This window comes from Gordonia sp. BP-119, from assembly GCF_016924115.1.
GTDB lineage: Bacteria > Actinomycetota > Actinomycetes > Mycobacteriales > Mycobacteriaceae > Gordonia > Gordonia hongkongensis.
This window is the reverse complement of record NZ_JAFFZF010000021.1, coordinates 20,313-33,813: the sequence shown is the minus strand read 5'-3', so window position 1 is coordinate 33,813 and position 13,501 is coordinate 20,313. Positions and strand designations below refer to the sequence as shown.

General features: G+C 68.7%; 9 protein-coding genes and 1 riboswitch. Of the genes, 3 read left to right on the top strand and 6 right to left on the bottom strand.

Annotation, left to right across the window (positions count from 1 at the left end; all coding sequences use genetic code 11):
• Positions 1-145: 145 nt before the first annotated feature.
• The 3 genes from JW364_RS13450 to gcvP all read left to right on the top strand — a co-directional run bounded on the left by JW364_RS13450 (position 146) and on the right by gcvP (position 4,856).
• Positions 146-658 carry a bifunctional nuclease family protein gene (locus JW364_RS13450; RefSeq protein WP_055475394.1) on the top strand — a complete coding sequence of 171 codons (513 nt, stop codon included), beginning with the start codon at positions 146-148 and terminating at the stop codon, positions 656-658.
• A 295-nt stretch (positions 659-953) separates the two neighbouring features.
• Positions 954-1,598 (top strand): MerR family transcriptional regulator, encoded by a 645-nt coding sequence (locus JW364_RS13445; protein ID WP_065629841.1) that lies wholly within the window; start codon positions 954-956, stop codon positions 1,596-1,598.
• A gap of 29 nt (positions 1,599-1,627) precedes the next feature.
• A riboswitch (glycine riboswitch) is annotated at positions 1,628-1,731 on the top strand.
• Between the two features lie 173 nt (positions 1,732-1,904).
• The gene (gcvP, locus tag JW364_RS13440) at positions 1,905-4,856 is read left to right on the top strand and encodes an aminomethyl-transferring glycine dehydrogenase (RefSeq protein ID WP_374100829.1); all 2,952 of its coding nucleotides are present in this window, start codon (positions 1,905-1,907) and stop codon (positions 4,854-4,856) included.
• Positions 4,857-4,947: 91 nt separating this feature from the next.
• Here gcvP and JW364_RS13435 read toward each other — a convergent pair whose 3' ends face one another.
• The 6 genes from JW364_RS13435 to JW364_RS13410 all read right to left on the bottom strand — a co-directional run bounded on the left by JW364_RS13435 (position 4,948) and on the right by JW364_RS13410 (position 13,501).
• Entirely contained in the window at positions 4,948-6,183 is a 1,236-nt protein-coding gene (locus JW364_RS13435; protein ID WP_205333676.1) for a substrate-binding domain-containing protein, read from the bottom strand.
• A 138-nt stretch (positions 6,184-6,321) separates the two neighbouring features.
• Positions 6,322-8,553: a malate synthase G gene (locus JW364_RS13430; protein WP_205334522.1), complete on the bottom strand. Its 2,232-nt coding sequence runs from the start codon at positions 8,551-8,553 to the stop codon at positions 6,322-6,324.
• Between the two features lie 36 nt (positions 8,554-8,589).
• Positions 8,590-9,534 (bottom strand): 3-methyladenine DNA glycosylase, encoded by a 945-nt coding sequence (locus JW364_RS13425; protein ID WP_374100828.1) that lies wholly within the window; start codon positions 9,532-9,534, stop codon positions 8,590-8,592.
• Positions 9,531-10,607: a hemolysin family protein gene (locus tag JW364_RS13420; RefSeq protein WP_058253190.1), complete on the bottom strand. Its 1,077-nt coding sequence runs from the start codon at positions 10,605-10,607 to the stop codon at positions 9,531-9,533. The genes JW364_RS13425 and JW364_RS13420 overlap by 4 nt, the downstream gene beginning before the upstream one ends.
• Positions 10,597-12,066: a hemolysin family protein gene (locus JW364_RS13415; protein ID WP_265968348.1), complete on the bottom strand. Its 1,470-nt coding sequence runs from the start codon at positions 12,064-12,066 to the stop codon at positions 10,597-10,599. The genes JW364_RS13420 and JW364_RS13415 overlap by 11 nt, the downstream gene beginning before the upstream one ends.
• 1 nt (position 12,067) lies before the next feature.
• Positions 12,068-13,501 (bottom strand): GuaB1 family IMP dehydrogenase-related protein, encoded by a 1,434-nt coding sequence (locus tag JW364_RS13410; protein WP_205333674.1) that lies wholly within the window; start codon positions 13,499-13,501, stop codon positions 12,068-12,070.

The following is a 13,501-nucleotide window of genomic DNA, read 5'->3' as shown; positions in this document are numbered from 1 at the left end:
CCGGACTGAACAGCGACGATCCGTCGAGGGCATCCGCTGAGGGGATCCGCTGGGGCGCCGCGAGTCGGCCGCCGCTGTCCGCTCAGTCGGTGTAGCGTCGAGGTCACTGAATCGAGCGCCGTACAAGGCGTCTGGGAGGTGCGAGATGAGCGAGATGCGTGTGGTGGGCATCAGGGTCGAACCCCCGCAGAGTCAGCCGGTGTTGTTGCTGCGCGAGGTCGAGGGCGAACGCTACCTGCCGATCTGGATCGGGCAGAGTGAAGCTGCGTCGATTGCGCTGCGGCAGAAGGGGATCGAGCCTCCTCGTCCGTTGACCCACGATTTGATCGTGAACCTCATCAAGGAGTTCGGGCAGACCCTCGTCGAGGTCCGGATCGTCGACATGCAGGAGGGCACCTTCTACGCCGAGATGATCTTCACCGGCGATCTGCGGGTGTCGGCGCGGCCGTCGGATTCGATCGCGGTCGCGATGCGTGCCGAGGTGCCGATCATCGCCGACGAAGAGGTTCTCGCCGAGGCGGGGTTGCTGATCCCGGACGAGGATTCCGACGAGTCCGCCGAGGTGCAGCCCGAAGAGGTCAAAGAGGACGAGGTCGAGAAGTTCAAGGAGTTCCTCGACAACGTGTCCCCGGACGACTTCAAGGCAAGCGGCGCCTGACCGGTTCGTGGAATCCGTCGACGAACGTGTTCGCCGACCGGAACCGAAACTCAGATCACGGAATCGACACCGCCCGATCACCATTTGTCTTGATCTCAAGTTGAGGTTGAGTGTCGTGGCGAGTCGCGTTGATCCACCGTCCTCCGCCGCATAGCGTCATCAGCGACATCGAGCACCGGACACGGGCCGATGAAGATGATCGGCCGACCGGAAACAGCCTGGACCGCGTACTGTGGACGTGGACGTCAGGCACCGTGGTGCGGCGTCCGATCCGAGCTTTGCGAGGGAGTCAGAAGTGGGCGATCGTCCGGTCGACAGCGAAACGACGTCGAGCGACCAGTCACCCGATCGTCCGGTGGGCGAGCGTCCCGACGCCGTCCCGACCCAGGGCAGTCTCGGCGACATCGCCCCGGGCCTCTTCCCGGACGACACGGTGCCCGACGAGCTCGTCGGCTACCGGGTGCCGAGCGCCTGCCAGATCGCCGGGATCACCTACCGCCAGCTCGACTACTGGGCCCGCACCTCGCTGGTCGTCCCGTCGATCCGTGGAGCGGCTGGTTCCGGAAGCCAGCGCCTGTACTCGTTCAAGGACATCCTCGTCCTCAAGATCGTCAAGCGTCTGCTCGACACCGGGATCTCCCTGCAGAACATCCGCGTCGCCGTCGACCACCTCCGTCAGCGCGGTGTCGAGGACCTCGCGAAGATCACCCTGTTCTCGGACGGTACGACCGTGTACGAGTGCACCTCGGCCGAAGAGGTCGTCGACCTCCTGCAGGGCGGGCAGGGCGTGTTCGGCATCGCCGTCAGCGGCGCGATGCGCGAACTCACCGGCACCATCGCCGACTTCCCCGGCGAGCGGGCCGACGGCGGTGTCAGTGAGACCGCACCCGAGGACGAACTCGCTGCGCGACGCAAGAACCGCGCCCGTCGCACCGGGTAGTCGAGACTCCGCGTAGACTGGCCCCGCGTCGCTACGCTGCGGGAGAGCGCCGTCGGATACTCATCGCCGGCGGCCGCCGAAGGAGCAACACCTCTCCGTCAAACTCTCAGGCACCCAGGACCGCGGTGGTGACGACGTCTCTGGAAAGTGACGATCCGTCGTCCGCCCACGGTGAAAGGCGATCGCGCAGAGTTGCGCAGCGCCGAATCTCTCAGGCGTCACATCGGCTGTGGCCGAAGACATGACAGAGGGGGAGGGTCAGCAGCCGGTCTGTGTACCGGCGCCTGCGAGAGGTTGCCCGCCACCGTGTCCACCACTGAAGCGACCCCGTCCGACGCCCCAGAAGGATCCAGCCCAGAAGGATCCAGCCCAGAAGGTTCCAGCCCGGATCCCACTCCGGCCGCTCCCCAGCTGTCGGCCGCCTTCGTCGACCGCCATGTCGGTCCGGACGCCGACGAGACCCGCCGGATGCTCGAGGCGATCGGCGCGGCTTCCCTCGATGATCTGGCGCACCGTGTCATACCCGCAGTCATCGCCGACGAACTCGATTCCGATGTCCTGGGGGCGCTGCCCGCACCGCTGAGCGAGAGTGCGGTCCTCGCACAACTCGGTGACCTCGCAGCCCGCAACACCGTGGCCCGGTCGATGATCGGGCTCGGCTACTACGGAACCCACACGCCCGGCGTCATCCTGCGCAACGTGCTGGAGAACCCCGCCTGGTACACCGCGTACACGCCGTATCAGCCGGAGATCAGCCAGGGACGTCTCGAGGCGCTGCTGAACTTCCAGACCATGGTCGCCGACCTCACCGGCATGGAGGTGGCCAATGCCTCCATGCTCGACGAGGCCACCGCGGCCGCCGAGGCGATGACGCTGATGCGTCGCGCGGGCAAGTCGAAGTCGAACCGCGTGATCGTCGACGCGGACCTGTTCCCGCAGACGCGTGCCGTCCTCGACACGCGCGCCGAGCCCCTGGGCATCGAGGTCGTCGAGGCCTCGTTGCACCCCGATCTGCCCGGATGCGGACTGCCGGACGGCGACTTCTTCGGCGTGATCCTCCAGGTGCCCGGCGCATCGGGTCGCATCGTCGACGCCACCGCGATCGTCGACGCCGCGCACGAGCGCGGCGCTCTCGTCGCGGCCGGTGCCGATCTCCTGGCGATGACACTGGTCACGCCGCCCGGCGAGCAGGGAGCCGACGTCTGCTTCGGCACGACGCAACGCTTCGGTGTGCCGATGGGCTTCGGCGGACCGCACGCGGGTTACCTCGCCGTCGGGTCGAAGCACGCCCGACAGCTTCCCGGGCGGCTCGTCGGCATCTCCAAGGATGCCGACGGCAACCTGGCCTACCGACTCGCGCTGCAGACCCGCGAACAGCACATCCGCCGGGAGAAGGCCACGAGCAACATCTGCACCGCGCAAGTGCTGCTGGCGGTGATGGCCGCCATGTACGCCTCGTACCACGGGGCGGACGGCCTGCGTGCCATCGCACGACGCACCCACGACGCAGCGGCCCGGATCGCCGACTCGATCGCCGCGGGCGGGTTCTCGGTGGCACACGCGAACTTCTTCGACACCGTCGAGGTGCACGCACCCGGTCAAGCCGACACGATCCTCGCCCGCGCCCGCCACGACGGGATCAACCTGCGACGCGTCGACGCCGACACCATCGGCATCGCCTGTGACGAGACGACGACCGACGCCGACATCGATGCCGTCCTGCGGGCCTTCGACGTCGCCGGCGTCACCCCGCGGGCACTCGCGCAGCCGATCGAGAATCGCACCAGCGAGTACCTGACCCACCCGGCGTTCAACCGGTACCGCACCGAGACCGCGATGCTGCGTTACCTGCGGGCCCTGTCGGACAAGGACATCGCGCTCGACCGCAGCATGATCCCGCTCGGGTCGTGCACGATGAAACTCAACGCCACCACCGAGATGGAACCCATCACGTGGCCCGGCTTCGCCCAGCTGCACCCCTTCGCCCCGGCCGACGACACCGCGGGCATCCGCGAGCTGATCACCACGCTCGAGGGCTGGCTCGTGGCGGTCACCGGTTACGACCGCGTCAGCCTCCAGCCCAACGCGGGTTCACAGGGGGAGTTCGCGGGACTGCTTGCCATCCGCGGCTACCACCTCAGCCGCGGCGACGTCGACCGGGATGTCTGCCTCATCCCGTCGAGCGCCCACGGCACCAATGCCGCGTCGGCCGTCATGGCCGGAATGCGCGTCGTGGTGGTCGGGTGCCGCGAGAACGGCGACGTCGACCTCGACGATCTGCGCGCCAAGATCGCGGCAAACGAAGGCCGGGTCGCGGCGATCATGATCACGTACCCGTCGACGCACGGCGTCTTCGAGCACGACGTCCGCGACGTCTGCGGCGCGGTGCACGACGCCGGCGGCCAGGTCTACGTGGACGGCGCCAACCTCAACGCGCTCGTCGGTGTCGCACGGCCGGGTCATTTCGGCGGTGACGTCAGCCATCTCAACCTGCACAAGACGTTCTGCATCCCGCACGGCGGCGGCGGGCCCGGCGTCGGGCCCGTCGCGGTCCGGGAGCATCTGGCCCCGTTCCTCCCCGGACACCCGCTCGCCGACGAGCTGCCCGGGTCGGCCACGATCGCCGCGGCCCCGTACGGCTCGGCGGCGATCCTGCCGATCACCTATGCCTACATCGCGATGATGGGCGCAGACGGTCTCCGGCGGGCGACGCTCACGGCGATCACCGCCGCCAACTACGTCGCCAAGCGGCTCGGTGAGCACTATCCGGTGCTCTACACCGGCGAGGACGGCTTCGTCGCCCACGAGTGCATCCTCGACCTCCGGGCCATCACCAAGGCCACCGGCGTCACCGTCGACGACGTGGCAAAACGACTCGCCGACTACGGTTTTCACGCACCGACCATGAGTTTCCCGGTGGCCGGCACGCTGATGGTCGAGCCCACCGAGAGCGAGAACCTCGACGAGATCGACGCGTTCTGCGATGCGATGATCGCCATCCGCGGCGAGATCGAACTCGTCGGACGAGGGGAGTGGCCCGCCGAGGACAATCCGCTCCGCGGCGCCCCGCACACGGCCGAGTCGCTCGTCGGCGAGTGGGACCACCCGTACTCGCGGGAAGTCGCCGTCTACCCGCAGGGACTGCCGTCCGCAGGCGGCCGGGCGAAGGTGTGGCCGGCCGTCCGGCGGATCGACGGGGTGTACGGCGACCGCAACCTGGTGTGCAGCTGCCCGCCGATCGAGGCCTACAGCAGCTGACTTCTTCATCGTCTTAAGCTCCTCACCTGTTCGTTGAGCAGGTGAGGAGCGCAGCCACGAACCGTGTCGAAACGACCCGTCCTCGCGAGCTCTAACCCCCCGCGCTTCCCGACGGCACCGAGGGCGGCGTGGAGCTCGCCGGAACGCTGGCCGGCCCGTAGACGAGCCGGTTGATGGCGACGATCGCGCCGTTCTCGGGTGTCGGCATCGGATCGGGCGTGCGCGGGAACGTCACGGTCGGGGTCGGGGAGGGCATCGGGGCGTCGCCGCGGAAACCGAGCTCGGTCAGCAACTGCAACTGCTCGGGCTCCGAGGCGAACTGGATGAACTCGGCGACGGCATCGGCTGCCGACTCGGAGACCTCGGGACCCGACATCCGGATGACAGGGTAGTCGGCGATCGGCGTCGGACCCGACGGGATGAGTTCGGCCAGGCGTGCGCGGTCGTCCTCGCGGGTCATCTGGAACAGGCGTTGTTCGGTGATGGGCACGACGTGGATCTCCGCTCGGGCCGCGTCCGGCGCGTCGGCGATGGCCGTTGCCGCGCCCTGGGGTGTCCCGTCCGGGGAGAGCGGCGCGCCCTCCAGCATGGCGCGGACACTGGAACTGACCCGCGGCGACTCGGCGTCGGCGGTGGTCAGCGGTCCGGTGGTCCGGGTGACGCGTGTCGCGACCGCCTGGGCGGCCAACGCGCTGGCGTCGGACTGTGCTCCGATCGGCATCGCCATGCGCAACGATCCCCAACCCTGGAGTCCGAAGTCGGCGAGTGAGTTGTCGCGGCGCTGCAGGGTGGGGATCTGTGACCAGTCGAGGCGGCCGGTCAAGGAGCTGTTGAGCTCGGGGGACACCGCCAGCACGACCGGCGTCGAGACCAGCGATCGGGTGTTGCCCTCGATCGCATCGGGTTTCGCCGCCGCCAGATCTGCCGACCACACCGACGACTGCGGCACCCAGGCGGCCGGGTACGCGCCCATCGACATGGTGTCCCACGACCCCGACAGACCGTCGAGGGTGATCTTCGCGTCGCCCGGCCGGACGTCGACGCTGACGCATTTGTCGCGCACGACGGGGTTCGTCTCGCCGAAGTTGCGGGCGACGGCCGCCAGTCCCGGCGCAATATCCGGATCGGCGACGATCGGTACCGACTCACGACCCTCGACGCACTGCGCGGCGGCCTCCTCGGCCTGGCGATCGATCTGATCGCCGAGGTCCTGCCAGATGACGACGACGGCCGCGACGAGCAGGATCGACAAGAGTGCGGCGACGACACCTCGGCTCACGCCGCGGCTTCGGATGCTCTCCCCGCCGCTACTCCGGTGATGTGCCAACGCCGATGCCCTCCCTGCTCGGTGCGTCCCTCGCCCGGTCGGCCGTGGCGAGCCGGTGCGCAGTGCAGGGTACGACGATACGCCGTGCCGATCCTCGGCAGTTCGGCACGGTCGTATCGCCTACGTGGAACCCGGTGCTCAGCCGGCCGGGTTCGCCGCCTTGTACTCGCGGCGACGGCGGTGCAGGATCGGCTCGGTGTAGCCGCTCGGCTGCGTCGTGCCCTCGAGGATCAGCTCCTTGGCCGCCTGGAAGGCGATGTTGGAGTCGAAGTCCGGCGCCAGCGGGCGGTAGGTCGGGTCACCGGCGTTCTGCCGGTCGACGACCGGGGCCATCCGCTCGAGCGAGGCCACCACGTCGGCCTCGCCGACGATGCCGTGGCGCAGCCAGTTCGCCAGCAGCTGGCTCGAGATCCGAAGCGTCGCACGGTCTTCCATGAGAGCGACGTCGTGGATGTCGGGGACCTTGGAGCAGCCGACACCCTGGTCGATCCATCGCACCACGTAACCGAGGATGGACTGGCAGTTGTTGTCGAGTTCCTGCTGCTTCTCCTCGTCGGACCAGTCCGTCTTCGGCGCGAGCGGGATGGTGAGGACGTCCTCGACCCGGGCGGGATCGCGCTTGGCGATCTCGTCCTGGCGCTCGAAGACGTCGACGAGGTGGTAGTGCAGCGCGTGCAGTGTCGCAGCCGTCGGCGAGGGGACCCACGCGGTCGTGGCGCCGGCCTTCGGATGCCCGATCTTCTGCTCGAGCATGTCGGCCATCAGGTCGGGCATGGCCCACATGCCCTTGCCGATCTGCGCCTTGTGCTGCAGGCCCGCGTGCAAGCCGGTGTCGACGTTGAAGTTCTCGTACGCGCCGATCCAGGTCTGCTGTTTCATCTCGGCCTTGCGGACCATCGGCCCGGCCTCCATGGACGTGTGGATCTCGTCGCCGGTGCGGTCGAGGAAGCCGGTGTTGATGAACACGACGCGCTGCTCGGCCGCCTTGATGCAGGCCTTGAGGTTCACCGTGGTGCGGCGCTCCTCGTCCATGATCCCGACCTTGAGCGTGTTCTCGGGCAGGCCGAGGACCTTCTCCACACGGCCGAACAGTTCGACGGTGAAGGCGACCTCGTCGGGGCCGTGCATCTTCGGCTTCACGATGTAGACCGATCCGGTCCGCGAGTTCTGTAGACCCTCTGCTTGCGATCCATTCGGCCCGCTCGCTTCGCTCCCGGCGCCGCTCAAACCGTGGATGCCGATCAGTGACGTGATCAGACCGTCGAGGATGCCCTCGGGAACCTCGTTGCCATCGGCGTCGAGAATCGCGTCGTTGGTCATCAGGTGGCCCACGTTGCGGACGAACAGCAGCGAACGCCCGTGCAGGTCGAAGGTGGTGCCGTCCGGCGCGGTGTACTCGCGGTTGCCGTTGAGCACGCGCGTGAAGGTCTTCCCGCCCTTGGTGACCTCTTCGGACAGGTCGCCCTTGTTGAGGCCCAGCCAGTTCCGGTACCCGACGACCTTGTCCTCGGCGTCGACCGCAGCGACCGAGTCCTCGAAGTCCATGATCGTGGTGATCGCGGATTCGACGACGACGTCCTTGATTCCGGCCGGGTCGGTGGACCCGATGGGCGAGGACGGATCGATCTCGATGTCGAGGTGAAGACCGTTGTTGCGCAGCAGGATCGAGGTCGGCGAAGCCGCGTCGCCGCGGTAGCCGACGAACGCGGTCGGGTCGGCCAGGGTGGAGGTCTTGTCGCCGTCCAGCGTCACCTGCAGCGCGCCGTCGGTGACGGCGAACGCCCGCACATCGGTGTAGCTGCACTGTTCGAGCGGCACGGCCTGGTCGAGGAAGTCCTTGGCGTAGGCGATGACCTTGTCACCGCGCACCTTGTTGTACGACGAACCCTTCTCCGCGCCGTCGGCCTCGGAGATCGCGTCGGTGCCGTAGAGCGCGTCGTACAGCGAACCCCAGCGGGCGTTCGAGGCGTTCAGCGCGAACCGCGCGTTGAGGATCGGGACCACGAGCTGCGGGCCCGCGGTGTCGGCGATCTCGCGGTCGACGTTCGACGTGGTGATCTGGAAGTCGGCGGGGACCTCAGCGAGGTAGCCGATCTCGGTCAGGAACGACTTGTAGGAGTCGAAGTCGGCGCTGCCGGGGGTGAGGTCGGCGTCCTTGTGATCGCGGTGCCAGGCGTCGAGCTTGGTCTGCAGGTCGTTGCGGACGGCGAGCAGTTCGCGGTTGCGCGGGGCGAGATCGGCGATGACCGAGGCCGCACCGGCCCAGAAGGCGTCCGCATCTACACCGGTACCGGGCAACGCCTCGTTGTTGATGAAGTCGTGCAGGACGGTAGCGACCTGCAACCCGTTGACGGTGATCCGGTCAGACATGGCAGCCTTTCTCGAGCGAATGACGACGCATACATGCTACTCGTCGGTAACGGCGGACGGCAGGCGCCTCCCGCCGGGCACGGTCGCGAGGTCCGCGAGCTCCGTACAGATGGTGAGCAACCGCGTCCGCAGGGTCATTCCCCGTTCGGCGATCGCCGACTGCTCGCGCACGTAGTCGGCCCTGCCGGCGGCTGTCTCGATGCGGACCGGCTCGTAACCGAGGTCGCTGAGATCGTAGGGACTGGCGCGCATGTCGAGGTCGCGGGCTCGGAGTGCCAGCGCGAAGCAGTCGAGCGTCAGGTCCGACGGCACGAGCGGCGCGAGGGTGAAGCAGTACCGGTAGAGGTCCATCGTCGCGTGCAGGCAACCCGGTTGTTCGTGCGCGATCTGCGTCACCCGGCTCAACGTGGTGTCGTTGCGCGGACGCGCCGGGTCGGTGAAGAACCGGTAGGCATCGAAGTGGGTGCACCGCAGCGGCATCGACTCGACGACCGCGTCGGTGCCCGCGGACCCCAATCGCAGCGGCAGGTCGTGCCGGGTGTCGTCGGTGCGGTAGACCATCGCCCACTCGTGCAGGCCGAAACAGCCGAGCCGAGCGGGTCGTCGGGCGGTGGCGCCGAGCATGTCCACGGCGGCGGCGAGCGCTTCGCCGCGGTGCCGGAGATAGGCGTCGCCGACGCTCACACCGGCGGCGGTCTGCTCGTAGCCACGCAGGCCGAGGAACTCGTCGCCGTCCTCGATCGTCACACCGAACCCGGGATGCCAGCGCAGCACGTGCGCCGGACGTGACGAGTAGTAGGTGAACAAGAAGTCGATCACCGGGTGACGGGCGCCGCGACGCCGGGCGTCGAGGTAGGGGCCGATCAGCTCCTCCACCGCCCGCCGATGGGCGTCGCGGCGTGCTCGCCACTCGTCGGCGTCCAGGACCTGCGCCGCCAGGTCGAGATCCGGATGTTCCAGTTGCGCGGTCATCGTGGTCACACCCGGTGTGTCTCGTCGCGGACGTTGCCGACGAACTCCTCCACCAGGTCGGCGAGCGGGACGATGCCGATGGTGCGGCCGCTGTCGTCGACCACCGCGCCCAGATGCGAACTGGTCCGCCGCAGCACTCCCGTGGCCTCGTCGAGGGGCGTCGTCGAATCGATGACCGGCAGCGGCCGGATCTTGTCGACGCCGATGATGGTGTCCGGTCCGACGTGCTCGTCGAGGATCTCGTCGAGTACGTCCTTGAGGTGCAGATAGCCGGTGAAGGTGCCGTCGGGTCCGCGGACGGGGAACCGGGAGAACCCCGTCTCGCCGACCGCTTTCTCCACCGCACCCAGGGTCGGTCCGATGCCGCCGGAACCGGACACCTGCACACCGACACTGCGCATCTGGTCCAGCGGGATCATCACCTCCGACACCGTGCGGCCGATGGATTGCAGGGCGCGGGTCAGTCGTTCGTGCTCCTCGGCGTCGATGAGGCCTTCCTGCTTGGACTCGCCGACCATCTCGGCCAGCTCGCCCAGCGACACCGTGGACTCGAGTTCGTCCTTCGGTTCCACTCGGAGGAGCCGCAGGGAGATGTTTGCCAGCCAGTTGTAGAACGCGATCAACGGCCGGACCAGACGGATGAAGAGCAGATGTGCCGGCACGAGGAGCATCGCGGACGACTCCGGGCCGGCCAGCGCGATGTTCTTCGGCACCATCTCACCCAGCAGGATGTGCAGCACCACGACCAGCGACAGCGCGATGGCGAACGAGATCGGGTGGAGAAGGGCATCGGGAACGTGCGCCAGGTGCAGCGGCGCCTCGATGAGATGCGCGACCGCGGGCTCGCCGACCCGGCCGAGCAGGATCGAGCAGATCGTGATGCCGAGCTGCGCACCGGCCAGCATCAGCGACAGCCGTTCGCCGGCGTGGATGACGGTCCTCGCGCGGCTCTTGCCGCTCTCGGCGAGGGCTTCGAGGCGGTCGCGTCGAGCCGAGATCAGGGAGAACTCGGCACCCACGAAGAACGCGTTGCCGGCCAGGAGGACGACGGTCAGCCCGACCGCCCACAGATCACCGCCCATGCGGGTCCTCCTGGATGTGCGACGGTTCGCCGTTTCGTTCGGAAGCGGCGGAGAGGTCTCGGTCCGCGTGAGCCGCCCGGACCTGATCCGCGGGAGCCGGCCGGATGGCGACCACGTCGACCCGGCGTCCGTCCATCTGGGTGACGGTCGCACGCCAGGTGACGTCGGGGCCGCGGTCGGGCGACTGGGCGGTGTCGTCGTCGGTCTCGCCGACGGCCGAGCGTCGTGGGAGGTCCACCTCGTCGTCGACGGTGGGGATGCGTCCCAGGCAGTACATGACGAGTCCACCCAGCGTGTCGTAGGGCCCTTCGGGGGCGTGGTAGCCGACGGCGTCGTACAGCTCGTCGATGCGCAGCAGTCCGGCACAGAGGTAACCGTTGCCGTCGACCGCGACGTCGGCGCGTTCGTCGTCGTGTTCGTCGGTGACGTCGCCGAGGATCTCCTCGATGAGGTCTTCGGTGGTGACGATGCCGGCGGTCCCGCCGTATTCGTCGATCACGACGCACAGCTCCATCCCGTCGGCGCGGATGCGTTCCATCAGCGCGTCACCGTCGAGGCTGGCCGGCACACGTGGCACCGGCCGGGCGATCGAGGTGACCGAGGTGGTGGCCTGTCGCTCGGGCGGAACGGTGAAGGCCTGTTTGATGTGCACGACCCCGACGAGGTCGTCGAGGTCGCCGTCGATGACGACCGGGAAACGGGAGTGCCCGGTGCGCGACGACGCCATGACGAGGTCGCGGACGGAGTCGGCGCGGTCGAGACAATCGATGGTCACGCGGGGGGTCATCAGGTCCTCGGCGGTCAGTTCGCCGAAGCGCAGCGAGCGGTCGACGAGGGTCGCCGTCTGCTGGTCGAGGGCACCGCGACGTGCCGAGTTACGGACGAGCGAGACGAGTTCCTGGGGCGACCGCGCGGAGGCCAGCTCATCGGTCGGTTCGATGCCGAGTCGGCGGACGATCCAGTTCGCCGTGCCGTTCAATCCGTTGATCGCCCAGCGGAAGACCGCGGAGAACACGGTCATCGGGCCGGCGGTGGCCCGCGCCACCGCGAGCGGCTTGGCGATCGCGAGGTTCTTCGGGATGAGCTCGCCGAGCACCATCGACAGGGAGGTCGCGATCACCAGCGCGAGGATGAGCGAGGTCGCCGAGGCCACCGACTCGCCGACGCCGAGTGCGGTCAGCGGCGGCCGGAGGATCCGGGCGAGGACCGGTTCGGCGATGTAGCCGGTGATGAGGGTCGTGATCGTGATGCCCAGCTGCGCGCCCGACAGCTGGAACGACAGGGTGGAGTGCGCGCGTTGGACCATCCGAGAACGACGGTCCGCGCGATCGGCCACGTCGGCGGTGATCGTCGACCGCTCCAACGCGGTGAGGGAGAACTCGGCCGCCACGAACAGCGCCGTCCCGAGCGTCAGCGCGATGAATCCGACGAGACTCGCGACCAGGAGCAGGATCTCCACGTCACCACCCGCCCGGCAGGGGCCGTCCTTCGGCGAAGCCGGCGGGCGACTGGATGCCCAACACCACCTTGTCGTGGAGTTCGCGCAGGTTGCGGGCGCCGGTGTACGTGGCCGTGCTGCGGACGCCCGCACAGATGTGGTCGATGACGTCCTCGACGCCGGGCCGCTCCGTGTTCAGGCGGATCCGTGAACTCGAGATGCCTTCTTCGAACAAGCTCTTGCGTGCTCGGTCGTAGGTGCTGTCGCCGCTCGACCGGGCCGCGACCGCCCGCTTCGAGGCCATGCCGAAACTCACCTTGTACGGACCCCGCTCGTCCACGAGCAGGTCGCCCGGTGACTCGTGGGTCCCGGCGAACCACGAGCCGACCATCACGTTCGACGCCCCGGCGGCCAGTGCGAGCGCGACATCGCGCGGGTGTCGGACACCGCCGTCGGCCCAGACCGCTGCACCGTGTCCCGCGGCGACCGCGGCGCATTCGGCGACCGCCGAGAACTGGGGACGCCCGACGCCGGTCATCATGCGGGTGGTGCACATCGCGCCCGGCCCGACACCGACCTTGATGATCGACGCGCCGGCGTCGATGAGGTCGAGCGTGCCCTCGGCCGACACGACATTGCCGGCCGCGATCGGGACGCCGAGGTCGGCGTCGGCGACCGCGGACAGCGCGGTGAGCATCTTCTCCTGATGGCCGTGCGCGGTGTCGATCACCAGTAGATCACCTCCCGCGGCGACCAACGCGCGAGCCTTGCCCACGACGTCGCCGTTGATGCCGACGGCCGCCGCGATCCGCAGGGCGCCGGCGGAGTCGAGGTTCGGCGTGTAGATCGCATGCCGCAGGGCACCGACGCGGTTGAGCACCCCGGCGAGCCGGCCGTCGGGTTCGACGAGCACGGCCAGGCCCAGGTGCAGGTCACCCAGCGCGTCGAAGACCTCGCGGGGCGGGGTGTCGACGGGCAGCGTCACGATGTCGGGGTCGGCGATCTCGCGGACCCGGGCGAACCGGTCGACGTCGCGGCACCGCCTCTCGGTCACGACACCCACCGGCCGGCCGTCCTCGACCACGACGGCCGCGCCGTGGGAACGCTTCGGGATCAACGCGACCGCATCGGTGACCGACGCGTCCGGGTCGAGGGTGACGGGTGTGTCGGCCACCAGGTGCCGTGACTTCACGAAGGCGATGGACGCGGCGGCCGCCTCGATGGGCAGGTCCTGGGGGAGGACCACGAGCCCACCGCGCCGGGCCACCGTCTCGGCCATGCGCTTGCCCGCCACCGCCGTCATGTTCGCCACGACCAGCGGGATCGTGGTACCGCTGCCGTCCGACGTCGACAGGTCGACGTCGAATCGGGAACTGACATCCGACCTGCCGGGGACGATGAACAGATCGTCGTAGGTCAGATCATGTGTCGGCCGGTGGCCTTCGATGAATCGCAC